The sequence below is a fragment of the Pseudomonas fluorescens genome, from assembly GCF_902498195.1.
GTDB lineage: Bacteria > Pseudomonadota > Gammaproteobacteria > Pseudomonadales > Pseudomonadaceae > Aquipseudomonas > Aquipseudomonas fluorescens_BU.
The window spans coordinates 419,874-443,200 of the sequence record NZ_CABVIY010000006.1; the positions used below are offsets into that span (position 1 = coordinate 419,874).

The window sequence follows — 23,327 nt, forward strand, 5'->3', positions numbered from 1 at the left end:
TTGACGCTGCCTTTGCAAAATCAAAAGATCGCAGCCTGCGGCAGCTCCTACAGGTGATGAGTCAGAAGATTTGGGTGAACAGCCAGTACAAACTGCCCGACAGCAGAATCGCCGCCGGCAAGGTCAGCACCCAGGCCATCAGCAGGTTGCGGATGGTCTTCATCTGCAAGCCGCCGCCGTTGGCGACCATGGTCCCGGCCACGCCCGAAGACAGCACGTGGGTGGTCGAGACCGGCAACCCGAACATGTCGGCGGCACCGATGGTCAGCATGGCCACGGTTTCGGCGGAGGCACCCTGGGCGTAGGTCAGGTGGGTCTTGCCGATCTTTTCACCGACCGTCACCACGATGCGCTTCCAGCCGACCATGGTGCCCAGTCCCAGGGCAATCGCCACCGCGATCTTCACCCACAGCGGAATGAACCGCGTGGAACTGTCGATCTGCTGCTTGAACAGTTGCAGCTTGCCGCTGGTGTCAGCGTCGAAGTTGCCGACCTTGTTCTTGTCCATCAGGCGAATGGTCTCGCTGGTCAGGTACATGTCGTTACGCACGTTGCCCACAGCCTCGGCCGGCACTTTGGATAGCGAACCGTAGCTCTTGACCTGTGCACCGATGCTGCCGGTCAGCGCCGCGAGCGCCGGCACCAGTTGGGGCGTCGCTTCCTTGCTGCGCACGTACTCGGACAGCACCGGGCGCGGATCGGCCGGGGCCGGCAACGGTGCGCTTTTCACCAGCGCTTGCTGGGTGACTTCGGCCACGGCGGCGAACTGCAAGGCCTGGTCGGCCGGCATGGTGCGGTTCAGCGCGTAGGCCATCGGCAGGGTGCCAACCAGGATCAACATGATCAGGCCCATGCCTTTCTGGCCATCGTTGGAGCCGTGGGCGAAGGACACACCGGTGCAGGTGAGGATCAGCAAACCGCGAATCCACCACGGCGGCGGTGTGTTGCCTTTCGGTTCCTTGTACAGGGCACGGTTCTTCACGAAGGCGCGCAAGGCCAGCAGCAACAACGCGGCACAACCGAAGCCCACCAGGGGCGACAGCAGCAATGCGTAACCGATCTTGGTCGCTTGCGCCCAATCCACGCCGCTGGTGCCGTCGCGCCCGTGCATCAGGGCATTGGCCACGCCCACGCCGATGATCGAACCGATCAGGGTGTGCGACGACGAGGCCGGCAGGCCCAGCCACCAGGTGCCGAGGTTCCACAGGATCGCCGCGATCAACAAGGCGAAGATCATCGCAAAACCGGCGGATGAACCGACTTGCAGAATCAGCTCCACCGGCAGCAGGGCAATGATGCCGAACGCCACTGCGCCGCTGGACAGCAGCACCCCGAGGAAGTTGAAGAAACCCGACCAGACCACCGCGAAATTCGGCGGCAGCGAGTGGGTGTAAATCACCGTGGCCACGGCGTTGGCGGTGTCGTGGAAACCGTTGACGAACTCGAAACCCAGGGCAATGACCAGCGCCACGCCCAACAGCAGGAACGGCGTCCAGGTGGTCACCACGGTGCCCAGTTCGTTCATGTCGTGCATCAGGCTGTAGGCGGTGAACAACAGGCCCATGGCCAGTACCGCGAAGAAAATCACGAGGGTGAGCAGGCCGGGTTTTTTATCGAACTGAGGTTTACCGCTACTGACGGGCGCCTGGGGGGCGGAGTAGGAGGGCGTAGCCATGCCGGACATCCTGTGGAGGGAAGGGGTATCCGTCATGATCATTGCTAAATGTTACAGGGAGGCTGCGTTGGGTCAGGGTTTTGGGCTTTTGAGCGTCCGTTGATCCGAACAGCAGAGGCAAAAGATCGCAGCCTTCGGCATCTCCTACCTTTGAAACGCGATCCCTGTAGGAGCTGCCGGAGGCTGCGATCCTTTGCCCTTAATAATCGCGCCGCTTGCGAAACGCCCAGCGCCCGGCAATCACGGTAAAGGTCGCGACCAGCGCCACCAGGATCCAGAACCCTTCCGGGTCCTGTGAGAGCGGCACCCCACCCACATTCATCCCAAAAAAACCGGCGATGATGTTGATCGGCAGCGCCAGCACCGTGACCACGGTCAGGGTGAACAGCGTGCGGTTGCTCTGCTCGTTGAGGTTGGCGGCGATTTCTTCCTGCAACAGCTTGATGCGTTCCCCGAGCGCCGTCAGGTCGTTGATGATCAGCGCGAACTCCTCGGTGGATTTGCGCAGCTCCTTGACGTCCTCCTTTTGCAGCCAGGGCGGCGGGCGGTTGAGCAGTCGCAGCAACGACCCCGGCTCCAGCGCCAGCAGGCGTTGCAGGCGCACCAGCACCCGGCGGTTGGCGCCCAGTTCGGCGCGGTTGGTCGACAGGCGCGAGGAGAGCAATTCGTCTTCGATCTGATCCACGCTCAGGCTGGTCTTGCGCACGATCTGGGTCAGCACCTCGCCCTGGTCGCGCAGCAGGTGCACCAGCAACTCCAGTGGCGAACGAAAGCGCTCGCCGGCCTTCACCGAGGAACGCAACTTGTCCACCGAGTGCAGCGGTTGCAGGCGCGCGCTGATGATCAGCCGACTGCGTACGCACACCCACAGCGTCGAGACATCCGACGACACCATGCTGCTGAGGTTGAACACCACATCGTTGACCACCGCCAGCAACGCCGCGTCCACATGCTCGATGCGCGTCGAGCGCGAGCCTTCATGCAGGGCTTCGAAAAATTCGTCGGGCAGTTCCAGATGACTTTTCATCCAGCGCTCGCACGCGGCATGGGCGAGGTTCAGGTGCAGCCAGAGAAATTCGTCGCCGTCGTCCGGTTGTTGCAGGCACTGCAACGCCCTGGCCGAATCGATCTCCCGCCCGCGCTCGCCGGGGCGAAAACTGAAACCGTACAACAGGCCGAACAGATCCGGATCGCGATGGCTTTGATCGATGCTGTGGTTCATGAGGACTCGCATGGAGGGGCTTTGTCTCCTGTAGGAGCGAGCATGCTCGCGATGGTCGTTAACGCTAACGCGGGGAGCCTGATACTCCGCAGCGTTCTCTGGTCCATCGCGAGCATGTTCGCTCCTGCAGGGAACTGGTTCAGCGTTATGGCGGGTTCACGTGAGCCGCATCATCGCAAGGTGTCATGACGGTTTTGTGACAGTAATTTGAATGCAAACGATGGCTGTACCGATGGTCGGTTTCACCTCAAGAACCGCTCTGGCACGCCGATCTCGCTTGGGGTAAGTTGCGCGCCTTTGGCCAAAAGCCATGGTCGCGGACAGGGATGTCCGGACACTTTTCACGCCCTGATTGAGCGCCAGACGCAAAAAAGCCGCACGTGGATCAGGTCGTGCGGCTTTGCGGGCAGCGGCGGTTTACCTTACTTGCTGTTCAGCACCTCGCCGGTAGCGGCCAGAATGTCCACGTCCCACTTCACGTTATTCGGGTCGCGTCCTTCGACTTCATAGATGTAACCCTTGAGGCGATGTTCAAGCTGGGTTTCGGTAATCGTCGAGCCGGGGTGCAACTTCAGGGCGACCTGGTTCAGTTCTTCCAGTGGCTTGACCTTGCCTTCCTTGATCAACTGGGGAATCTGGTGCAGCAGGACATCGTCTTCACTGGCGTGGGCCAGGCCGGCGGTGAGGGTGAGGGTGACGGCGGCGAACAATGCAGTCAGGGTGTTCATGAGGCGCTTTCCTTGGAGGAGTGACTTGGGTGGGCTCAAACTAATCGCCGTCACTTAATTCACCCTTAAAGGCGCTTCACCCGAATCAAAGTCTTACAACCGTTCGGGCACAAAAAAGCCGCACGATCGGAAAATCGTGCGGCTTTTGGCTGTGTGTATCAGTCGTCTTTTTTGTTCTTCAGCACTTCGCCAGTGGCGGCATTCAAATCCACATCCCATTCAACGCCTTGAGCGTCTTTCAACTCGACTTCGTATTCGTAGAGGGTGGTGTGGTTGTCCAGGTCGCTGTCGGTAATGGTCGCACCCGGATGCAGTTTCAGAACGATCTGGTTGAGTTCTTCCAGCGGCTTGATTTTGCCGTCCTTGACCAGTTGCGGGATTTGGTCGACAGGCACATCTTTCGCCTGGGCCAGACCGGCGGTGAGCATCAGGGTTGCAGCGGCGAACAGGGCGGTCAACGTTTTCATGGGCTTCTTTCCTTGGGTGAGCTGTTTAAGTGGGATCAGATTAGTTGTTGCAACTTAATTCAGCCTTAAATTCCCGGTTGCCGATGCCACTGTAGGAGCGAGCATGCTCGCGATGAACCCGGGAACGCCACGGGGTGTCAGGCTTCCCGCGTCATCGTTAACGACCATCGCCTGCGTGCCTGCTTCTACAGAGGACGATCAGTACCCGTTGTTCTTCAACACCTGATCAACACTCGCCGCCGCCGGTCGCTTGTAGAACTTCAACAACTCGCTGGCGCGGTTGGTGAAAATACCGTCGACGCCCGCGTCCATGACGTTCTGGTAATCCACCGCATCGTCAACGGTGTAGACGTGCACCAGCAGGCCCTGGTCGTGGGTGTATTGGTTCATCCAGGGTTTCACCAGGTCCGCGTAACTCTGATCGCCACCCTGGGTCAGCGCGGCGGACGGGCCGGTGCCGATCGCGCCTTGGGCCTTGGCGTAGTCGACCCAGCGCTGGAACTCGGCTTTGTCCCGGGGTTGCTGTTTGGCGTAGTAAGCGGCCTTGTCCTTCTCGCCGGACTCGGCAAACGTGACCTTCGAGGCAGGCTCGATGTTGCCTTCGCCGACCCACAGCAGCAGGACCTTCGGCACCTGGGGCATTTCCTTTTGCAGCAGTTCGAGGCTGCTCTTCTCGAAGGTTTGCAGGATCACCTTGCCCGGGCCCTGGCCAACCGCCAGCTCGTTTTTCGCCGGTTTCGAACCGGCCGGGCTCAGCCAGCCACGCGCCTGGAGTTTCTGTTTCAAGTCGTGCTCGATGCCGGGAAATTGCTTGGGCTCCTTGGTTTCGATGTACAGGCCCGGCTTGTGCAGCGGGTTGCCCTGGGCAATGTCGATGACTTCATCGAGGGTGAGGTTTTCAGACCCGCGTAGGAGGGGCGGGCGCGGTCCGGGTATGCGGTGTTGAACCAGCTGCCGGCGTCCAGGGTTTTCAGTTCGGCCAGGGTGAACGCAGTGGCCGGGCTGTCCTTGCGCTCGGGGAATTTGCTGGCGACATCGGTGGTGCGTTGCAGGTTGTTGTCATGCAGGGCAAACAGCACGCCGTCCTTGCTGCGTTGCAGGTCGAGTTCGAGGTAGTCGGCACCGAGGTCACGCGCCAGTTGATAGGCGGCGGCGGTGGATTCCGGTGCATCGAACGACGCGCCACGGTGGGCGATCACCGCCGGATGGGGGATGCCCAGGCGGGCGGCCAGGGCGCCGGGGGTGGGTTCGCTGGCGGCTTGCGCCTGGCCGAGGCCGAGGAGCAGGCTCAGCATCAGGGCGTGTTTGCTGAAGGTGGCAGGCATGGTCGAGTTCCTTTCGCAATGTTGTCGAAGACGTCCCTTTTAACAACTGAACGTTGCCGACGCTATCGCGAGACCGACATAAACGTGGTTAATGCTGATGTTCGTCAGCAATTGTGTGCACGTGTTTGCAGTACCCTTGGCCCCGGCGATTTCCCCGGCAGAGGGAAACCCGTTCCCCAGCCTCGCGTGTAAACCATTGATCACTGCCTGTGAGGTTTACCGTGCGCATCACTTCCCAGCTCATCTGCCAGGCTGCCGACCAGCTCAAAGGCTTCGTTGGCCTCAATCGCAAGACTGGCCACTACATCATTCGCTTCAGTGAAGACGCCTTTGGCATGGATGTGGCGGACGACGGCATCATCCCCGCCAGCGAATTCGTCTGGGTCGCCGGTCCCGGGCACACCATGACCCTCAAGCGTGAATTGATCCAGTTGCTGCTGGACCAGAACATCGACGACCGGATTCACATCACCGAACCGTTGCGGGTGTACATGAGCCGGCGGGAGGTGCCGGAGATTTCGGCGGTGCGGTGTTTGGTGCGGGGTTGAGTTTTGCGGTGTCGCTGCTGGCCTCTTCGCGAGCGAGCCCGCTCCCACAAGGGAATTGTGAACTGCGCAGGTCAACTGTGGGAGCGGGCTTGCTCGCGAAGACGGCCTGAAAAACACCCCATCAACTACAGAGTGAACTCATACGCCCGCTCAACCCGACACACCCGCGTATGACACCGCGCATACCACGTCGACCGCCCACGCTCACGAATCTCCCTGTGCTCGGGATGATGCTTCCACGCCACAATCGCCGCCTCGCTGGCCCAGTACGACACGGTAATCCCCACCCCGTCATCGCCACGCGCCGACTCCACGCCGAGAAACCCCGGTTGCGCGCGCGCCAGTTCCACCATCCGCCGGGCGGCTTCGGCGTAACCCTGGTCACCGACGGTGCGCAGCGAGGTGAAGATCACCGCGTAGTACGGCGTGGGCGGCGTATTGGCGATCATGACGGCTGCTCCGCGCACGCTTGGACCAGGGCCCTCGCCAGGGGCGGCAGGATGCCCTTGAGCGCAGCACGCTCCGGCTGAAACAGCGTGGCAACGAAGAACGGGTGCCCTGTGAGTTCCAGGGCGCGCAAGCCTTGCGCCGAATCGCGGCCGACACTGTGCAGGCCATGTTTGAGCAAATCCCGTTCGAACTCGGGATTCACACCGTAGTTGCAGCGATAGCCTTCCTGGATCTCGGACGTTTCATACGCCTTGGCGATCAACGAGCCTTCCGCCAGATGAACAGTGTCCACCACCTCTACCAAGGAACACGCCAGGGGCGTGAGCAAGGCCCGAGCGGCATGGGGTGAAGTCTCGCCATGCTCGGCATCCGACCAGCCGAGCACAGTGCGCGCATATTCCAGTACCGCGTGTTGAAAACCGCCGCAGGTGCCCAGGAAAGGCCGTCGTTGTTCGCGGGCAAAACGAATCGCCCGCAGTGCGCCGTCCATGTTGCGATAGGGGCTGGCCGGCACACACCAGAAACCGTCGTATCGGTCGAGCGGCGTATCAGCATCGATGCATTCGGTGCCCAGCCATTGTCCCTGCACATTAAAGCCGGTGTGCCCGGCGGCCATGTCGAGGGCCACGGGTATCGCCCGGTGGGCGGTGACGTGGGGGTCATGATCGCCAATCAGGGCGATGCGGATGACGCGATGTTCCATGGGATACCTCTGCGCTTGTTGATTCCTGATACCCACTATAAATTGGCGTTCACGCACTCAATATTGGCGTTTATCCAAGTGATCAATGCACCGGCGCACTATCGACTGGACTACCCGGACCTGGCCCTGATTCTTGCGCTGGTGCGCGGCGGCTCTCTGGCCCGGGCCTCGCAGCTGTTGAAGGTGGATGTTTCGACGGTGTTTCGGGCGGTGCGGCGACTGGAAGCCGCGCTGGGCCAGCAATTGTTCGAAAAGAGCCGCGCCGGCTACCTGGCCACCTCGTTGGCGCAAGCGCTGGCCAAGCAGGCCGAACGTGCCGAACAGGCATTGGACGCGGCGCGCATCGGCGTGGAGCAGGGCGGGGACGTCATCAGCGGCACCGTGCGCCTGACTTGCACCGATTCGGTCCTGCAAGGGTTGCTGCTGCCGGCGTTGGCGCAGTTCATGCCGAACTACCCGGCGCTGACCATTGAACTCAGTACCTCCAACGACTTCGCCAACCTCAGCCGCCGCGACGCTGATATCGCGTTGCGCCTGACCCGTACACCGCCGGAACATCTGGTGGGGAGGCGCCTGGCGGACATTTCGTATCGCGTGTGTGCCAGCGCGCGCTATCTGCAATCGGTCGATACCGGGGACTTGGCCGCATTGACCTGGATTGCCCCGGATGACTTTTTGCCCGATCACCCGACGGTGGCCTGGCGTCGTTCAGCGTTGCCCGGTGTGATGCCGGGTTATCGCTGTAACAGCATGTTGTCGGTCAGCGAACTGGTGCGTGCCGGGTTAGGCGTAGCCGCGTTGCCGGACTTTTTGATCGGTGACGGATTACAGGCGCTGGGCGAGCCGTTGCACGGTTACGACACCGCGCTCTGGTTGCTGACCCGCCCGGATTGCCGTGCCTTGCGCTCGGTGGTGACGCTGTTCGACGAGTTGGGGCGCGCGCTGAAACTGCCATTAAGCCTTCAGGCCTTGGGCTGATCCTTGCGCACGAAATGCTGATGCATCTCCGAGGTCAGGCTTTCAATACGCTCGGTCAATTCCTTGGTCATTTGGGTCAGCTGGGTATTTTGCTCAAGCAGCTGAAGCAATTGCGCAGAGTTCTGCGCCGCTTGCACCTGACGTTCGCTGTTAGTGACTGCCAGCGCTTCGCGGTGTTTGGCATCGGCTTCGGACTGGGCTTTGTCCCGTGCCGCCTGGCGGGTCTGGGCCAACAGGATCAACGGCGCGGCGTAGGCCGATTGCAGGCTGAACGCCAGGTTGAGGAGGATGAACGGGTAGACATCGAAGTGGGTGACGCCGAACAGGTTGACGCACACCCAAACCACCACGATCAGCGTTTGCGCACCGAGAAAGGTCGGCGTGCCGAAAAATCGCGCAAAGGCTTCGGCGCGCAGCGCAAATTTATCGTTGCCAAAGGTCGGGCCCAGGTGGGCATGGGCATGAAGGAAGCGCAGATGATCGACGGCGGCGGGAGCTTGGGTTTCGCTGGTCATGATGGTCTCGATGGCGCTGGGACAAACATTCACTATAGCCCTGACGCCGGTTTCATTCTGAAACACATCATGGTGCTGGATTCAGCACGATCAACCGTGCGATCACCCAGTCGACATTGTCATTTATTGCACTTGGTAGCAGGCCAGAAACATGTCCAGCGCCGACTCCGCCACGGCGCTTTGCATGTCGGGCGACAAGCTGGGCTGCCCCATGGAAATTTGCGGCCAGAACGCAAAGGATTTCAGCAGTCCCTGGACTTGCTGGGCCGCGAATTCCGCAGCGACCGCTTTCACCCGGCCATCGGCCTGGGCGGCGCGAATCCACACCGTCAGGCCTTCTTCGCGTTCCCCCATGCGGGCCACCATGTTCTGTGCGCGCTCCGGGGAATGGATGGTCGCCGCAATCGCGACCCGCGCCAGATCGAGAAAATTGTCATCGCCGAGCATCTGCAGTTTGGCCAGCAACAGGGGGCGTAACTGGTCGCGCAGCGGCAGATCGGGTTGATAGGGGGTGACCCGCTCTGCGGTCACCCGCGCCCATAATTGGTTGAGAATCTCGGCGAACAACTCTTCCTTGCTGGGGAAGTGGTTGTATACCGTGCGTTTCGACACACCGGCCGTGGCGGCGATCTTGTCCATGCTGGTGATGTCGAAACCGTTGGCGCGGAACTCGGCAATCGCCGCCTGAATGATGGCTTCGCGTTTTCGGTCGGTCAGGCGCAGGAGAGCTGTCATAAATACGCTTCGGCAGTGAATGGGAAAAAACTACACCAGGCAGTTTACTTGTGATCGGCTTTGTTGCAACCTAGAAACTACACTGTGCAGTGTAATGTTTTGTTAATCCTGTGCGGTGGATAATAGTGTTTGCGGCTAATGCGTGCGTGCCTTGGCCATTTATCGTCCCACAGCGGAAAATCGTGCAGTGCGCGGTTTTTCTGGAGTCATTCAGTCATGGCCAGTTCCACTACTACGGCGCAAGACGCCGCCACACCTGAAGCTTCCCGTCAGCTGCAAGGGCAATACCGTAACCATGCCCCGGTGAAGCGCGAAGGGTTTCGTAAAACCTTGCGCATCCTGTGGAACGTGATTTTTCACAAACCCCGCGATACCCGCCCGAGCGCAGCAGTCCCGGTACAAACCCTGACACAAGCGGCGCTGATCGCAGCGCCAAACCACAGCGTCTACCGGCTGGGCCACTCCACCGTGTTGCTCAAACTGCGTGACAAATTCTGGATCACCGACCCGGTCTTTGCCGAGCGCGCCTCGCCAGTGCAGTGGGCCGGCCCCAAGCGGTTTCACCAGCCACCGATCAGCCTGGACCAATTGCCGCCGATTGAGGCGGTGATCCTGTCCCACGATCACTACGACCACCTGGACTATCGGGCGGTGCTGCAACTCGCGGACAAGGCCAAGTATTTCCTCACCCCGCTGGGCGTGGGCGATACCCTGGTCAAGTGGGGCATCGACGCCAGCAAGGTCCGGCAACTGGACTGGTGGCAGGGCACCGAGGTCGAGGGCATTCGCTTCATCGCTACCCCCTCGCAACATTTTTCCGGTCGCGGCCTGTTCGACGGCAACAGCACGCTCTGGGCCTCCTGGGTGATGATCGATGGCGACACGCGCATCTTCTTCAGCGGCGACAGTGGCTACTTCGACGGCTTCAAACGTATTGGCGAGCAATACGGCCCATTCGACCTGACCCTCATGGAAACCGGCGCCTACAACGTCGAATGGCCGCATGTGCACATGCAACCCGAACAGACCTTGCAGGCTCATCTGGACCTCAAGGGGCGCTGGCTGCTGCCGATCCACAACGGCACTTTCGACCTGTCGATGCACGCCTGGTACGAACCCTTCGACCGTATCCTGGCCCTGGCCTGGGAGCGCAGCGTTTCGATTGCCACACCGCAGATGGGCGAGGCCTTTAACCTGACGCATCCGCAGCGTGGTGGCGCCTGGTGGCTGGACGTTGAACAGCGGGTGTATGAGGATCGACCCAGCGTCGGGTGAGACGACTACAAACAGGCGCGACCAATCGTACGAGCGTCTGCGATCTGCGATGACGGATAATTTCGGCCGTTTCTATAGGCTGAAACACGGGTGAAATCATTCACTCGACATCAGTCATAGGGATTTTTTACATGGACGTAACGTTAAACGGCGGCATGAAGCGGCTGGCGGTAATGGCCCTGTTTTCGATGGCCGCAAGCGCAGCCTGGGCGCAGGTCGCCGCACCGGAAACCAGGCTGGAGTACATGAGTGTCGATGAAATCAACCAGGCGATGGATCGCGGTCAACTGAGCTCCGCCAGGCTGGTTCGGCACTTGTTACAGCGGATCGAAACCCTGGACAAAAACGGACCGGCGATCAATGCCATCATCGAGCTGAACCCAGATGCCGTGGCCATGGCCGAAGCGATGGACCAGGAGCGAAAGGGCGGGCACATCCGGGGACCGCTGCATGGCATCCCGGTATTGCTCAAGGACAATATCGATACCTCCGATCAAATGCAGACCAGTGCCGGTTCATTGGCCATGGTCGGGCAACCCGCCGCGCAGGATGCCTTTATCGTGCAACGCCTCAGGGCGGCCGGCGCGGTGATTCTCGGTAAAACCAATCTCAGTGAGTGGGCAAATTTTCGCGACGCAGCCATCCCCAGTGGCTGGAGCGGACGCGGCGGGCAAACCAAAAATCCGCACGTACTGAGTAAGGATCCCTGCGGTTCCAGTTCAGGCGCCGCCGCTGCCGCCGCTGCAGGTTTTGCTCCTCTGTCCGTCGGAACGGAGACTGCCGGCTCGATCATCTGTCCGGCGTCCTTCAATGGTGTAGTGGGCATCAAACCCACGGTGGGCCTGTTAAGCCGCAGCGGCATCGTCCCCGTTACGCTCAAGCTGGATACGCCGGGCCCCATGGCGCGCACCGTTCGCGACGCCGCACTCCTGTTGAATGCCATGGCCGGTGACGATGCTGCCGATCCGATTAAAAAACCCAATGTGCTGAATTGGCTGGACTACACCACGCTGTTGCGTCCCGATGCCCTGGTTGGACAGCGAATCGGCTACCCCGCCAAATTCGATCGCAGCGCTTTGCCGCTCCTGATCGATCCTCAGTTTTCCCAAGCGTTGGAACTCATGCAGGCGGCGGGTGCAACGTTGATTCCCGTGGAAATGAGCGATCCGGGTACAGAAGGCCTGGACGACGCCTTTTACATGGGCATCAAACGCGAACTGCCTCCCTACCTGGCATCTCGAACGACCATTCCCGCCAAGACACTGGAAGACCTTCTGCAATTCAATACCCGCGATTCCAAGGGTCATGGCCAGAGCATGTTGATTGCCGCCTGCCGTGTTGTCTTCGACGAGCAAACCTACAATCAGCTCTGGCAGAAGATTCAAAGTGAAAACGCTGCTGCCATCGATCAATTGCTGGCAACGCATCAACTGGATGCCCTCGTATCGGATGTCGGTTCGCCTGCCATGAACATCGTTCCGCTGGCGGGATACCCCGGCGTCATGGTGCCTTCCGGAATGGACGATGACGGGCTGCCCACTTCGATTTTCTTCTTCGGGCCTCGCTGGAGCGAAGCCAGGCTCCTGGCATTGGCCTACGGTTATGAGCAAGCCTCACAGGCGCGGCGGGCACCTGCGTTCAAGCCGTGAAGTGAGAGGGAGAAAGTAGCGAATCAGGTGAAGACCACTTCAAGTCGGCCCTCTTTTCGTGATCGTGGGGCCGATTTGACGACGATTTGCACGTCCCGCCCGAGCAGTAAAAGGCATTCCATCATCTTGGCTTCACTGATCCCTCGAAACTTCCCGCGCAACATCTCGGAAAGCTTGGGTTGCGACAGCCCCAGGATTTCTGATGCCTGGACCTGAGTCAGATGCCGGGCTTTGATGATTTCACCAATTTTTGCCGCCAGCTGCGATTTGACCCGCATTTCACTGGCGTTTGGCGTTCCCAGGTCTTTGTAGACGTTCCCGCTGCTCTCTTCGATTTCAACCATTTTTCAATCCTTTCGCATGATCTTGCGCTGCTTGAAGTCGCGTCCTGATCAGATCGATGTCGTGCTGCGCGGTCTTGATGCCAAACGTCGACTTTTTCTGGAAGCAATGCAGAACATAAATAGAGCTGCCAAAACTAACGGTATAAACGGCACGGTAGGTGTTCGTATTGAAGTCCTCAACCAACTCAAGGACCCCCGCACCTCCAAAGCCCCTAAGAGGCTTTGCATCCGCATGCTTCTTGCCGCTTTGTGCCAGATCCAGAGCATGACCAAAAACGTCCTGTACATCTGAAGGCATCTGCTTGAGATCTTTCTTACTGCTGCCAACCCACAGGAGTGACTTCCTTGTACTCATGCGAAAATATACCTATTTGGGAATAATCGTCAATCGATGCTTTCGCTCACTCCACCATCGCAAAATCCGCCCGCCCCGCCGGATTCTGCGTCGAGCCTTTCACATTCATCCCGCGCCCCGGCGCAAACCCCGGGAAAAACACCAGCCCCTCTGACTCAAACCGGTACGCCAACGCCAACCGGGTGACATCCGCGACCTCGCGCTTTGCCTCGAAACGCTGGATAGCGTCCACCGAAACCCCGGATTCCCGCGCCAGTTCGTCCACACTCCAGCCCAGCATGGCTCGGGCCTGGGCGCAGTGGGCCGGGGTGAATTGGAAAAGGGCGATACGTTCCAGGGTGATTTTCATCGCTTGAGAGGCCATGGTGTTCTCCGGGCTCGAGAGTGTTGGTCATTAATGTACTGTGTTTTTGTACAGTTGTTTTGAGCGCGGATCAAATTGATTTTTCGGATGATTCCATGGAGTCGGACGGGCGGTAGGCATTTCCATTCGCCGGCTGAGGTCGATGACACCTGTCATAAGTGACAGTAGACGCTGTCTTGCGATTAAGGGACGCTGGGCACACAGGCCCACCGAGACGGAAGACGATGCGAACAATTGCCTGGCTGATGCTGATCACCTTTCTGGCGAGCGCGCCCGTTGTGGCACAACGGCTCTCTGATCAGACATCGGCTGCCGCCAAGGCCCACTTCATCGAAAACTTGCTGCGGCAGATGACGACCGAAGAAAAAATCGGCCAGCTCAGGTTGAACTGCATCGGCGTGCAATCGCCACGGGAACAGTTGCTTGAAGAGGCTGCGGCGTCGCGGTTGGGTGGCATTTTTTACGCGGTAGGCCGTGCCGACCTCCGCGAATTCCAGGACGCAGCCCTGCGCAGTCGCCTGAAGATCCCGCTGTTTTTCGCCTACGACGTGATCCATGGCCATCGCACGATCTTTCCAATTGGCATCGGCCTGGCCTCCACCTGGGACACCGGTGCGATCACGCTCGCCGGCCGCATCGCCGCGCAAGAAGCCAGCGCCGACGGCCTGGACATGGTGTTTTCGCCCATGGTCGACATCACACGGGACCCGCGTTGGGGCCGGGCGTCGGAAGGCTGGGGCGAAGATGCCTGGCTGTCCGCGCTCTACACCTCGACGATGGTGCAGGCGTTGCAGGGCAGTACCCTTGGCGCAGCTGGCAACGTGATGGCGAGCGCCAAGCATTTCGCTCTTTACGGTGCCCCGGAAGGCGGGCGTGACTACAACTCGGTGGACATGAGCCTGCCGCGCATGTACCAGGATTATCTGCCGCCCTACCACGCGGCGGTGAAGGCGGGCGTGGGCGCGATGATGCTGACCTACATCGCCATTAACGGTGTGCCCGCCACCTCTAATACCTGGTTGATCCGCGACCTGCTACGCAAGCAATGGCGCTTCAAGGGCCTGATTATCAGCGACTTCAATGCCGTGGCCGATCTGGTCAGCCACGGTGTGGCCAGCACCGATCGCGAGGCGGCCATGCTGGCGATCAGGGCCGGGCTCAACATGAGCATGTCCGACACGCTGTTCCGCGATGAACTGCCGGGCCTGTTGCGTTCAGGCGCGGTATCGCAGGAAGAAGTCGATGATGCTGTCAGAGAAGTCCTGGGCGCCAAGTACGACCTGGGACTTTTTGCCGACCCTTACCTGCGCATCGGTGCCGCGAAGGATGACCCCGCGGACATTCATGCCGAAACGCGAATGCACCGCGAACAGGCCCGGGACGTTGCCCGCAAAAGCCTGGTGCTGTTGAAAAATCAACGCAACGCGCTGCCGCTCGACAAGTCCGCCAGGATCGCGGTCGTCGGGCCGTTGGCCAAGAGTCGGCTCGACATCCTGGGCAACTGGAGCTCCATCGCCACCTCTGCCCAGGCGGTGTCGGTGTACGACGGCATCGCCCATGCCCTCGATGCGCCGGACCGGTTGTTATACGCGCGGGGCGCCGATGTCACGGATGACCCTCGCATCCTGGACTACCTCAACGTTCCCGGCGCCAACCCCGCCGATGTAGAAGTCGACCCGCGTTCGCCGACGCGCATGTTGCAGGAAGCGGTGGACGTCGCTCGACAGGCCGATGTCGTGGTGGCAGTCGTGGGCGAGTCCCGCGGCATGTCCTACGAGGGCGCCAGCCGCGCCAGCCTGGGTTTGCCCGGGTATCAGGCACGGCTGATCAGCGCGCTAAAAGCCACCGGAAAACCCCTGGTGCTGGTCCTGATGAATGGCCGCCCGCTGTCCATCGGCAAGGAACACGACATGGCCGATGCGGTGCTGGAAACCTGGTACAGCGGCACCGAGGGCGGCAACGCCATCGCCGATGTGCTGTTCGGCGACTACAATCCGTCCGGCAAACTGCCCATCACTTTCCCACGCTCGGTGGGTCAGGTGCCTACGTACTACAACCACCTGAACACCAGCAAACCCCCTCAAGCCGATGCGCCGCGAGCAGTCGCCTCCCGCTACATCGATGAACAGAATGGTCCGCTTTATCCGTTCGGTTTCGGTTTGAGCTACACCCAATTCAGCCTCTCGGACATCACCCTGACCCGGCAAAGCCTCAAGCGCGGCGAAGTCCTGGGCGCCAGCGTGGTGCTGAAAAACACCGGCCAACGCGCCGGCGAAACCGTGGTGCAACTCTACCTGCGCGACATCAGCGCCTCGATCAGCCGCCCGGTCAAAGAACTCAAGCGCTATCAGAAAATCCTGCTGCAAGCCGGGGAAGAAAGAACCCTGTACTTCAACCTGAGCGAAGAAGACCTGAAGTTCTACAATGCACAACTGGAGCATGCGGCTGAGGCGGGCGCGTTCAGTGTGATGATCGGGCTGGATTCGCGGGATGTGAAGGAGCGGCGGTTTGAGTTGTTTTGAGTGGCCTGCCAAGCTGTTGTCTTCGATTCACTGAAGATGGAATCAGGCATGTTGATCTTCAACTGCACCGAAGCGGCCAGTAATTTCTTCAGCCGCGTGCACAAGGGCAAAAAAATCACGCCAGTCGAGAAGCCGCTATCGCCCGTCATCGAGGACGATGAGACCGGTGAATTTGCTGAGCAGTGGCTGGTTCACGCCACCACGGTGCAACGCAAACACGTGCTGTACGTCATCCATGTGCAAACCCGTTATTGCATGATTTTCGCGGACGCGAAAAAGGCGGATATCGAAGGTTTCATTCGACGGTTCGCCGACCGTTGGGTAGAGGGGTTGATCCGTCATGCCGGGAACCACGACATTCTTAGCTGGGTTGATGCCGAGCAGATGATGGAGCGTTTCCAGGAGGGTTGCCGTGAGTACGCCTTTTACAAACGCGGTCATCGTGGTGCGCAAAAACATATCAGTGAAATTTCCTGGGTTTTCGAGGATTGCGCCGCCGAATGGGGGACCTTGCCTTCGGACGAGTTTTCAGCCGGACGCTTCGATGGCGATATGAATGACACGCCACGAAGCAGCAAAGGCCACAAGGACTTTTACTATCCGGATGAGGAAATGGTCGCTCACTGGTTGGGCCGTTACTGCGAGCTTGATGAGTCAGGCATTCACGCTGCCCTTGAGCGGCGTATGGAAGTGAAGCGGGAAATATGGGCGCTCCAGGATCAACTTGGAAGCCAAGAGCAATAAGCGATTCACACAACGCTGGATACCGTTCTAGCCCTCCAGCCCTGGCGCCTCCCGCACAATCAAGTGATCCAGATTCTCGATATTGGCACTGAACACCCCGAACGTCTGCTCGGGGTTTTTCTTGCTCGGCACTTGCTTCAGCTCAGGCGTCACTCCATAAAAGAAGCAATACAACGCCCGCCCACTTTCGATCGCATGCTTGATCTCCGCAAGAAACGCCTTGCGCTTGCGGTAGGTGTCGATCAGCTTCTTGCTCAGGTAAACGTTCACTGAGTACGGCTTCTTCTCGAACCAGACCTTCTTCTCGAAATCGATGCGAAAGCTTTGGGTGTAGTCCTTGATCTCCTTGATCTTGCCCCAATAGATCAGGCCCTTGTTGTCCTGCAAATACTCGATCTTCTTGAAGAATGCGCCGTAGGTTGCGGTGTGCTCGCCGATCTTCAGCGGTGTGCGCTTGAGCAGCTCTTTGTCTTCGTAGTTCGAGACGAAACACTCCACCGGGTGGGCGAAGACGCTGGTCTTGTCCGGTGTTGAATCCTGAGTGGGATGCTCGACGTGAGTGTCCGCTGAAGACCTGATCACCTCATCCCTCGCAACCTCCGCCGCCCCCTCCGGGCTGCGCGGCTTGCGTACATACTGACGCCGCGTCAGCAACAACTCCGATGGGAAATGCTCCTCGCGGCTGTCATCCGCTTCGGCGTCCACACCTGACGCCGGCGCCTTCAGACTCACATAAGGACATCCCTCGACATGCCGTGTACCCGGCAGGTTCTTGAAATGCGGCGTGCGCACGTAGTTCACATTCCTGGCATTGAACGTCCCCAATCCATTCGCCGCATCGAACGCCGAACGACAGGCATCGTTAGGACACTGGAAATGTTCCTGGGCGGAATCGAACGTCTGGGTCTCGTCGAAATTGAGATCGCGTACGTCGTAGATCGACAGCTTGGCGTCGAGGCTGAGGCAGTAGGCGAGGTCGAATTTCATGGGGGGCGGGTCCGTGAGAGGGAAGGGTATTAATAGCGGGAGGAGCGTGATGGCGCATCTGTTAATTCAACTTAGTCGCACCGACGGTTTCATATTCCGGGCAGCGTCATAGCCTTGTTCGAGATCTCAGAGGCTCTGTTTCGAGTTGGTTGTGAGGGTTATCTGTCAATCGTGTAGGAGTTATCGTCAAATTTGGTAGTCTTCATCCTCTGATAGGAGGATGAGTGGATGCCAGCTGTCATTGCCGAAAATGATGAATCGAAGTGGGACGACGAAACCGGGGTCCAATATCACTTCCCGAAGCGATACCGGTCGATTCTCACTGAAGGAACGGAGGTGCTGTATTACAAAGGGAAGATGAAGAAAAAGGCTTTTTCGGATCAGCGTCTGAGCGCCAATCCTCATTATTTTGGCGTTGCTCGAATTCAAAAGGTTCAGGCGGATGAGAACAGCACGCAAGGTGATATGTTCGCTTTTATTGGTGGTTTCAAGCCCTTTGAATCTGCAGTTCCGATCAAGCTTGACGGGGAGTACCTAGAGAAAATCCCCCTGGAGTTGAAGAGTAACTACTGGCGCAATGGTGTACGTTTCGTTGATCAAGCCGTATTTGACGCCATCTGCACCCATGCTGTTCTGAAGTCGGAGCAGTTCGACGACTTTAATCTAATCGACAGTGAACAGACGTTTGAGACGAGAGTTATCGGGACTGAAGGAAAAAAAATAACCTATTACGGTGTGAGGTATGAGCGCTGTCCAAAACTTAGGCTTCAAGCAATCGCTATCCATGGGCTTCGATGCAAAGCCTGTGATTTCGACTTTGAAAAAGCCTACGGTACGCATGCAAAAGGCTTTATCCATGTACATCACGTGAAACCTATTTCTGAATTCGACGGGGACCAGGTCGTCGATCCAGTTACTGACTTGATTACACTCTGCGCAAATTGCCACGCGGTTGTTCATAGAAATCCTCAACAGCTGCTAAGCATTGGGCAGTTGAGAGGCCTTCTCAATGGTCGTTGGGTTTTCGACGATCTAACCTAGGTTAATTAGGTGGAGTAATAGGGAGTGCGACTGCTGTGGGAGTTTTGGCGGAAAAAATCGAAATGAGTAAGAATTTTCTTACCCAATAAAAAGCCCCGATCAGATCGGGGCTCTTAATTTTTCGGTTTGTCGATCTATATCGTCAAATCCCGGCAAGCTCAGGAATCAATCCCAGCTCAAAGCCCCACCGGTCTGGTACTCAATAACCCGAGTCTCAAAGAAGTTCTTCTCTTTCTTCAAGTCCATAATCTCGCTCATCCAAGGGAACGGGTTAGTCGTCCCTGGGTACTCTTCCTTCAACCCGATCTGCGACAGGCGACGGTTAGCGATGAACTTGAGGTAATCCTCCATCATCGCCGCGTTCATGCCCAGCACGCCGCGAGGCATGGTGTCGCGAGCGTATTCGATCTCAAGCTGGGTGCCTTGCAGGATCATCTGCGAAGCTTCTTCCTTCATCTCGGCATCCCACAAATGCGGGTTTTCGATTTTGATCTGGTTGATCACGTCGATGCCGAAGTTCAGGTGCATGGATTCGTCGCGCAGGATGTATTGGAACTGCTCGGCGACGCCGGTCATTTTGTTGCGACGGCCCATGGAGAGGATTTGGGTGAAGCCGCAGTAGAAGAAGATGCCTTCCAGGACGCAGTAGTAGGCGATCAGGTTGCGCAGCAGTTCCTTGTCGGTTTCGACGGTGCCGGTTTCGAACTTCGGATCGGAGATCGAACGGGTGTATTTCAGGCCCCAGGTGGCTTTTTTCGCGACCGATGGGATCTCGTGGTACATGTTGAAGATTTCGCCTTCATCCATGGCCAGCGATTCGATGCAGTACTGGTAGGCGTGGGTGTGGATCGCCTCTTCGAACGCCTGGCGCAGGATGTACTGGCGGCATTCCGGGTTGGTGATCAGGCGGTAGACGGCCAGGACCAGGTTGTTGGCGACCAGGGAGTCGGCGGTGGAGAAGAAGCCGAGGTTGCGCATGACGATGCGGCGCTCGTCGTCGGTCAGGCCTTCCGGGTTTTTCCAGAGGGCGATGTCGGCGGTCATGTTGACTTCTTGCGGCATCCAGTGGTTTGCGCAGCCGTCCAGGTATTTCTGCCAGGCCCAGTCGTACTTGAAGGGTACGAGTTGGTTGAGGTCGGCGCGGCAATTGATCATGCGCTTTTCGTCAACGGCGACACGGGCGGAGGCGCCTTCGAGTTCGGCGAGGCCTTCGGCGACGTCGAGGGAATCCAGGGCGGCCTTGGCGCGGGCGACGGCGGCGGAGTCAGCGGCGGTCACGGCGCGGGCTTCCAGGGCGGCGGCACCGCCGGCGCTGTCGAGACGGTCCATATTGGCTTCGGTGGCGTGGCCGGCGTTGGCGCTCTTGGCCACTACTTCCGTGTCTTCTTTGTCGAATTCGTCCCAGCTCAGCATGACGTGTCGTCTCCTGCGTGAGGGCCAGTTGCCCGTGTGAAAATGGATGGTCTGGTTTTTCACCGGGCCGTACTGGCCGCGTTGGATAGCGTTTTTTGCAGCGGTACACGCAGGCAAATAAACATAATTTTGTACGGGGTTCCGAGAGCCGCTGACGGCGCAGAAATCGGTGAGGACTTCGGCGTGGGCTTCAGACTGGCTGTCATCCCTGTAAGGGGATATTGCAGGCCCGTTTAAGGCGGCATTATAGGGAAATTTTTGCGGCCGTGGTGGGGCGAATCCGCGCATGAAGCGGTCGAGAGGGCGGGTTTTTCGGTCGGAGCGAGGGTTTACAGGGCTTTGGCGGGTGAAGATTTTTTTTCGTAAAAAACGCTTGATTTCGGTTTTGATCAAGAAATGATCAAAAAAAGGGTTTTTTCACTACATCTTGTGTTTGGAAACGCTTTTCGAGGACTCCAGACACAACTGAGCCCGACCGAAGCCGGGCTGAAATCGACCTTCAGCGATGAGCTGAAACGGTGCGATTCGGTGCAGTCTTGTCAACCGCTGGAGCAGCCATTGCCCATGATGCTGTAGCGCAAGATATGGCGTTGGCCTTTGGAGTCGTCGTATTCCATTTTCATCGGGACCACTTCACACACATTCGGTACTTCGCTCATGGAAATAACTTTGGCGATGTCCAGATGCATTGAGTAAGTGTAATCCTCGATTGCCGGTTGTTGCTGTGCGACATCAGTCTGGGCCTCGTCTGCCATGGCGGTTAAGCACAGACTGCTGAGGGCCAGTACCAATAAAGCTTTCATCTAATGTTTACCTTCTTGAGGTCGAATGGGGTCACGCAACCTTTTTGGGGTTGCGTGTGGAACTGCACTACTTGGTTTGGGTTAACTGCCTTCGTGGGGGCTGTAACTTGGTTAACTCAGATTGCCGGGTTGGCGAGGCAGATTTTAGGGGCGGGGGTGGGATTCATATAGCCATGCTTTTGATAAACACCTTTGACAGATCCTGTAACAATCCCTCAAACCCCGATGTGTTCCTGTAGGAGCTGCCGCAGGCTGCGATCTTTTGATCTGCGTTTCAGCGACATTACGAAGATCAAGCAAAAGATCGCAGCCTGCGACAGCTCCTACAGACGGGGGGCGGTGCCCGGAGTGGGGCTATTCAGGACAATTTGTATGGCCTTGTTACTACCATCGTCGAATGGTTCTATAGGCCCGGCCCGGCTAAAACGGGGGCCATACAAAAACAACTATTCCACCGAGGTAAGAAAGATGAGTGCGGCTTCCCTGTATCCCGTTCGTCCCGAGGTTCTGGCCAATACGCTGACTGACGAGGCGACCTACAAGGCCATGTACCAGCAGTCGGTCGTCAACCCGGACGGTTTCTGGCGCGAGCAAGCCAAGCGCCTCGACTGGATCAAGCCTTTCACCACGGTGAAGCAGACGTCGTTCGACGATCACCATGTCGACATCAAGTGGTTCGCCGACGGCACTTTGAACGTTTCCTACAACTGCCTCGACCGTCACCTGGCCGAGCGCGGCGATCAGGTCGCAATCATCTGGGAAGGGGATGACCCTTCCGAAAGCCGCAACATCACCTACCGCGAACTGCATGAAGAAGTCTGCAAGTTCGCCAACGCCTTGCGCGGCCAGGACGTGCACCGCGGCGACGTGGTGACTATCTATATGCCGATGATTCCCGAAGCCGTGGTCGCCATGCTGGCCTGCACCCGGATCGGCGCGATCCATTCGGTGGTGTTCGGTGGTTTCTCGCCGGAAGCCCTGGCGGGCCGCATCATCGACTGCCGTTCGAAAGTGGTGATTACCGCCGACGAAGGCATTCGTGCCGGCAAGAAGATCCCGCTCAAGGCCAACGTCGACGACGCGCTGACCAACCCTGAAACCAACAGCATCCAGAAAGTCATCGTGTGCAAGCGCACCGGCGGCGACATCAAGTGGAACCAGCACCGCGACATCTGGTACGAAGACCTGATGAAAGTGGCGGGCACCGTGTGTGCGCCGAAAGAAATGGGCGCCGAAGAAGCGCTGTTCATCCTCTACACCTCCGGCTCCACCGGCAAGCCGAAGGGCGTGCAGCACACTACCGGCGGCTACCTGTTGTACGCTGCCATGACCCATGAACGCGTGTTCGACTACCGTCCGGGCGAAATCTACTGGTGCACCGCCGACGTCGGCTGGGTCACCGGCCACAGTTACATCGTCTATGGCCCGCTGGCCAATGGCGCGACCACGTTGCTGTTCGAAGGTGTGCCGAACTATCCGGACATCACCCGGGTGGCGAAGATCGTCGACAAGCACAAGGTCAATATCCTCTACACCGCACCGACGGCGATCCGCGCGATGATGGCCGCGGGCACTGCCGCTGTTGAGGGCGCCGATGGCAGCAGCCTGCGCCTGTTGGGTTCGGTCGGCGAGCCGATCAACCCGGAAGCCTGGGATTGGTACTACAAGAATGTCGGCAAGTCCCGCTGCCCGATCGTCGACACCTGGTGGCAGACTGAAACCGGCGGCAACATGATGAGCCCGCTGCCAGGCGCCCACGGCCTCAAGCCGGGTTCCGCGGCGCGTCCGTTCTTCGGCGTGGTGCCGGCCCTGGTGGACAACCTGGGTAACATCATCGAAGGCGAGGCCGAGGGCAACCTGGTGATTCTCGATTCGTGGCCGGGCCAGGCGCGTACGCTGTACGGCGACCATGACCGCTTCGTCGATACGTACTTCAAGACCTTCCGTGGCATGTATTTCACCGGCGACGGCGCGCGTCGTGATGCCGACGGGTACTACTGGATCACCGGCCGCGTGGATGACGTACTTAACGTATCCGGCCACCGCATGGGCACCGCCGAAATCGAAAGCGCGATGGTCGCTCACCCGAAAGTCGCTGAAGCTGCCGTGGTCGGCGTGCCGCACGACATCAAGGGGCAGGGCATTTATGTCTACGTCACCCTGAACGCGGGCGAAGAGACGAGCGAACAATTGCGTCTCGAGCTGAAAAACTGGGTGCGCAAGGAGATCGGTCCGATTGCTTCGCCGGATGTCATCCAGTGGGCGCCGGGGTTGCCGAAGACACGTTCGGGCAAGATCATGCGCCGGATCCTGCGCAAGATTGCGACGGCTGAATATGATGGCTTGGGTGATATCTCTACCCTGGCCGATCCGGGTGTGGTGCAGCATTTGATTGATACGCACAAGACGATGAATGTGGCGTAAGTAGCGTTTGGCGTCATTGAAGCCCTGCCGGGCGTGAGTCTGGTGGGGCTTTTTGTTGCC

The 23,327-nt window shown here is 58.8% G+C and carries 22 protein-coding genes and 1 pseudogene; 8 read left to right on the forward strand and 15 right to left on the reverse strand.

Annotated elements, in window-relative coordinates:
• Positions 1-61 precede the first annotated feature (61 nt).
• The 5 genes and pseudogenes from F8N66_RS23425 to F8N66_RS23445 all read right to left on the reverse strand — a co-directional run bounded on the left by F8N66_RS23425 (position 62) and on the right by F8N66_RS23445 (position 5,417).
• The gene (locus tag F8N66_RS23425) at positions 62-1,675 is read right to left on the reverse strand and encodes an inorganic phosphate transporter (RefSeq protein ID WP_150772425.1); all 1,614 of its coding nucleotides are present in this window, start codon (positions 1,673-1,675) and stop codon (positions 62-64) included.
• 199 nt (positions 1,676-1,874) lie between these two features.
• Complete coding sequence (locus F8N66_RS23430; RefSeq protein WP_150772426.1) at positions 1,875-2,897, reverse strand: transporter; 1,023 nt, start codon at positions 2,895-2,897, stop codon at positions 1,875-1,877.
• A 422-nt stretch (positions 2,898-3,319) separates the two neighbouring features.
• Complete coding sequence (locus tag F8N66_RS23435) at positions 3,320-3,625, reverse strand: PepSY domain-containing protein (RefSeq protein ID WP_150772427.1); 306 nt, start codon at positions 3,623-3,625, stop codon at positions 3,320-3,322.
• A 158-nt stretch (positions 3,626-3,783) separates the two neighbouring features.
• Positions 3,784-4,092 carry a PepSY domain-containing protein gene (locus tag F8N66_RS23440; RefSeq protein WP_150772428.1) on the reverse strand — a complete coding sequence of 103 codons (309 nt, stop codon included), beginning with the start codon at positions 4,090-4,092 and terminating at the stop codon, positions 3,784-3,786.
• 198 nt (positions 4,093-4,290) lie between these two features.
• Positions 4,291-5,417, reverse strand: a pseudogene (locus tag F8N66_RS23445) (glycerophosphodiester phosphodiesterase).
• Between the two features lie 221 nt (positions 5,418-5,638).
• Between F8N66_RS23445 and F8N66_RS23450 the strand changes: the two are divergent.
• On the forward strand, positions 5,639-5,965 hold the full coding sequence (locus F8N66_RS23450; RefSeq protein WP_150772429.1) for a DUF2025 family protein: 327 nt from the start codon (positions 5,639-5,641) through the stop codon (positions 5,963-5,965).
• A 125-nt stretch (positions 5,966-6,090) separates the two neighbouring features.
• On the opposite strand, the gene F8N66_RS23455 is transcribed toward F8N66_RS23450, so the two are convergent.
• Complete coding sequence (locus tag F8N66_RS23455) at positions 6,091-6,414, reverse strand: antibiotic biosynthesis monooxygenase family protein (protein ID WP_150772430.1); 324 nt, start codon at positions 6,412-6,414, stop codon at positions 6,091-6,093.
• Positions 6,411-7,118 (reverse strand): CTP synthase, encoded by a 708-nt coding sequence (locus F8N66_RS23460; RefSeq protein ID WP_150772431.1) that lies wholly within the window; start codon positions 7,116-7,118, stop codon positions 6,411-6,413. The genes F8N66_RS23455 and F8N66_RS23460 overlap by 4 nt, the downstream gene beginning before the upstream one ends.
• A 15-nt stretch (positions 7,119-7,133) precedes the next feature.
• On the opposite strand from F8N66_RS23460, the gene F8N66_RS23465 reads away from it, so the two are divergent.
• On the forward strand, positions 7,134-8,096 hold the full coding sequence (locus F8N66_RS23465) for a LysR family transcriptional regulator (RefSeq protein WP_150772476.1): 963 nt from the start codon (positions 7,134-7,136) through the stop codon (positions 8,094-8,096).
• On the opposite strand, the gene F8N66_RS23470 is transcribed toward F8N66_RS23465, so the two are convergent.
• A complete protein-coding gene (locus tag F8N66_RS23470) occupies positions 8,081-8,611 on the reverse strand; it encodes a DUF1003 domain-containing protein (protein ID WP_150772432.1) in 531 nt (176 codons plus the stop codon). The two genes, F8N66_RS23465 and F8N66_RS23470, sit on opposite strands and share 16 nt — an antisense overlap.
• 123 nt (positions 8,612-8,734) lie before the next feature.
• On the reverse strand, positions 8,735-9,346 hold the full coding sequence (locus F8N66_RS23475; RefSeq protein ID WP_150772433.1) for a TetR/AcrR family transcriptional regulator: 612 nt from the start codon (positions 9,344-9,346) through the stop codon (positions 8,735-8,737).
• A 216-nt stretch (positions 9,347-9,562) separates the two neighbouring features.
• Here F8N66_RS23475 and F8N66_RS23480 point away from each other — a divergent pair, with 216 nt between their 5' ends.
• Together F8N66_RS23480 and F8N66_RS23485 are read left to right on the forward strand one after the other, a co-directional pair.
• Positions 9,563-10,621, forward strand: a complete 1,059-nt coding sequence (locus tag F8N66_RS23480; RefSeq protein ID WP_150772434.1) for an MBL fold metallo-hydrolase — start codon at positions 9,563-9,565, stop codon at positions 10,619-10,621.
• Positions 10,622-10,752: 131 nt separating this feature from the next.
• Entirely contained in the window at positions 10,753-12,270 is a 1,518-nt protein-coding gene (locus F8N66_RS23485; protein ID WP_150772435.1) for an amidase family protein, read from the forward strand.
• Positions 12,271-12,293: 23 nt separating this feature from the next.
• Here the strand turns inward: F8N66_RS23485 and F8N66_RS23490 are convergent, their stop codons facing one another.
• Genes F8N66_RS23490 through F8N66_RS23500 form a run of 3 tightly spaced genes read right to left on the reverse strand, consistent with a single transcriptional unit; the run spans position 12,294 to position 13,333 of the window.
• Entirely contained in the window at positions 12,294-12,614 is a 321-nt protein-coding gene (locus F8N66_RS23490; RefSeq protein ID WP_150772436.1) for a helix-turn-helix domain-containing protein, read from the reverse strand.
• Positions 12,607-12,969 carry a type II toxin-antitoxin system RelE/ParE family toxin gene (locus tag F8N66_RS23495; RefSeq protein WP_150772437.1) on the reverse strand — a complete coding sequence of 121 codons (363 nt, stop codon included), beginning with the start codon at positions 12,967-12,969 and terminating at the stop codon, positions 12,607-12,609. The genes F8N66_RS23490 and F8N66_RS23495 overlap by 8 nt, the downstream gene beginning before the upstream one ends.
• A gap of 46 nt (positions 12,970-13,015) precedes the next feature.
• A complete protein-coding gene (locus F8N66_RS23500) occupies positions 13,016-13,333 on the reverse strand; it encodes a helix-turn-helix domain-containing protein (RefSeq protein ID WP_150772438.1) in 318 nt (105 codons plus the stop codon).
• A gap of 224 nt (positions 13,334-13,557) precedes the next feature.
• Between F8N66_RS23500 and bglX the strand changes: the two genes are divergently transcribed.
• Complete coding sequence (bglX, locus tag F8N66_RS23505; RefSeq protein ID WP_150772439.1) at positions 13,558-15,855, forward strand: beta-glucosidase BglX; 2,298 nt, start codon at positions 13,558-13,560, stop codon at positions 15,853-15,855.
• Between the two features lie 48 nt (positions 15,856-15,903).
• Entirely contained in the window at positions 15,904-16,599 is a 696-nt protein-coding gene (locus F8N66_RS23510) for a DUF6933 domain-containing protein (protein ID WP_150772440.1), read from the forward strand.
• A gap of 27 nt (positions 16,600-16,626) precedes the next feature.
• On the opposite strand, the gene F8N66_RS23515 is transcribed toward F8N66_RS23510, so the two are convergent.
• Entirely contained in the window at positions 16,627-17,586 is a 960-nt protein-coding gene (locus F8N66_RS23515; protein ID WP_150772441.1) for a hypothetical protein, read from the reverse strand.
• Between the two features lie 228 nt (positions 17,587-17,814).
• Between F8N66_RS23515 and F8N66_RS23520 the strand changes: the two genes are divergently transcribed.
• Positions 17,815-18,627, forward strand: a complete 813-nt coding sequence (locus tag F8N66_RS23520) for an HNH endonuclease (RefSeq protein WP_150772442.1) — start codon at positions 17,815-17,817, stop codon at positions 18,625-18,627.
• Positions 18,628-18,792: 165 nt separating this feature from the next.
• Here the strand turns inward: F8N66_RS23520 and F8N66_RS23525 are convergent, their stop codons facing one another.
• Together F8N66_RS23525 and F8N66_RS23530 are read right to left on the reverse strand one after the other, a co-directional pair.
• The gene (locus F8N66_RS23525; protein WP_150772443.1) at positions 18,793-20,040 is read right to left on the reverse strand and encodes a ribonucleotide-diphosphate reductase subunit beta; all 1,248 of its coding nucleotides are present in this window, start codon (positions 20,038-20,040) and stop codon (positions 18,793-18,795) included.
• Positions 20,041-20,579: 539 nt separating this feature from the next.
• Positions 20,580-20,843 (reverse strand): DUF2790 domain-containing protein, encoded by a 264-nt coding sequence (locus tag F8N66_RS23530; RefSeq protein WP_150772444.1) that lies wholly within the window; start codon positions 20,841-20,843, stop codon positions 20,580-20,582.
• A gap of 468 nt (positions 20,844-21,311) precedes the next feature.
• On the opposite strand from F8N66_RS23530, the gene acs reads away from it, so the two are divergent.
• Positions 21,312-23,267 (forward strand): acetate--CoA ligase, encoded by a 1,956-nt coding sequence (gene acs, locus F8N66_RS23535; protein ID WP_150772445.1) that lies wholly within the window; start codon positions 21,312-21,314, stop codon positions 23,265-23,267.
• Positions 23,268-23,327: the final 60 nt, after the last annotated feature.

Coding starts and splice junctions, on each gene's coding strand:
- F8N66_RS23425 (WP_150772425.1), bottom strand. CDS start 1,675: ATGGCTACGCCCTCCTACTCCGCCCCCCAGGCGCCCGTCAGTAGCGGT.
- F8N66_RS23430 (WP_150772426.1), bottom strand. CDS start 2,897: ATGAACCACAGCATCGATCAAAGCCATCGCGATCCGGATCTGTTCGGC.
- F8N66_RS23435 (WP_150772427.1), bottom strand. CDS start 3,625: ATGAACACCCTGACTGCATTGTTCGCCGCCGTCACCCTCACCCTCACC.
- F8N66_RS23440 (WP_150772428.1), bottom strand. CDS start 4,092: ATGAAAACGTTGACCGCCCTGTTCGCCGCTGCAACCCTGATGCTCACC.
- F8N66_RS23455 (WP_150772430.1), bottom strand. CDS start 6,414: ATGATCGCCAATACGCCGCCCACGCCGTACTACGCGGTGATCTTCACC.
- F8N66_RS23460 (WP_150772431.1), bottom strand. CDS start 7,118: ATGGAACATCGCGTCATCCGCATCGCCCTGATTGGCGATCATGACCCC.
- F8N66_RS23470 (WP_150772432.1), bottom strand. CDS start 8,611: ATGACCAGCGAAACCCAAGCTCCCGCCGCCGTCGATCATCTGCGCTTC.
- F8N66_RS23475 (WP_150772433.1), bottom strand. CDS start 9,346: ATGACAGCTCTCCTGCGCCTGACCGACCGAAAACGCGAAGCCATCATT.
- F8N66_RS23480 (WP_150772434.1), top strand. CDS start 9,563: ATGGCCAGTTCCACTACTACGGCGCAAGACGCCGCCACACCTGAAGCT.
- F8N66_RS23485 (WP_150772435.1), top strand. CDS start 10,753: ATGGACGTAACGTTAAACGGCGGCATGAAGCGGCTGGCGGTAATGGCC.
- F8N66_RS23490 (WP_150772436.1), bottom strand. CDS start 12,614: ATGGTTGAAATCGAAGAGAGCAGCGGGAACGTCTACAAAGACCTGGGA.
- F8N66_RS23495 (WP_150772437.1), bottom strand. CDS start 12,969: ATGAGTACAAGGAAGTCACTCCTGTGGGTTGGCAGCAGTAAGAAAGAT.
- F8N66_RS23500 (WP_150772438.1), bottom strand. CDS start 13,333: ATGGCCTCTCAAGCGATGAAAATCACCCTGGAACGTATCGCCCTTTTC.
- bglX (WP_150772439.1), top strand. CDS start 13,558: ATGCGAACAATTGCCTGGCTGATGCTGATCACCTTTCTGGCGAGCGCG.
- F8N66_RS23510 (WP_150772440.1), top strand. CDS start 15,904: ATGTTGATCTTCAACTGCACCGAAGCGGCCAGTAATTTCTTCAGCCGC.
- F8N66_RS23515 (WP_150772441.1), bottom strand. CDS start 17,586: ATGAAATTCGACCTCGCCTACTGCCTCAGCCTCGACGCCAAGCTGTCG.
- F8N66_RS23520 (WP_150772442.1), top strand. CDS start 17,815: ATGCCAGCTGTCATTGCCGAAAATGATGAATCGAAGTGGGACGACGAA.
- F8N66_RS23525 (WP_150772443.1), bottom strand. CDS start 20,040: ATGCTGAGCTGGGACGAATTCGACAAAGAAGACACGGAAGTAGTGGCC.
- F8N66_RS23530 (WP_150772444.1), bottom strand. CDS start 20,843: ATGAAAGCTTTATTGGTACTGGCCCTCAGCAGTCTGTGCTTAACCGCC.
- acs (WP_150772445.1), top strand. CDS start 21,312: ATGAGTGCGGCTTCCCTGTATCCCGTTCGTCCCGAGGTTCTGGCCAAT.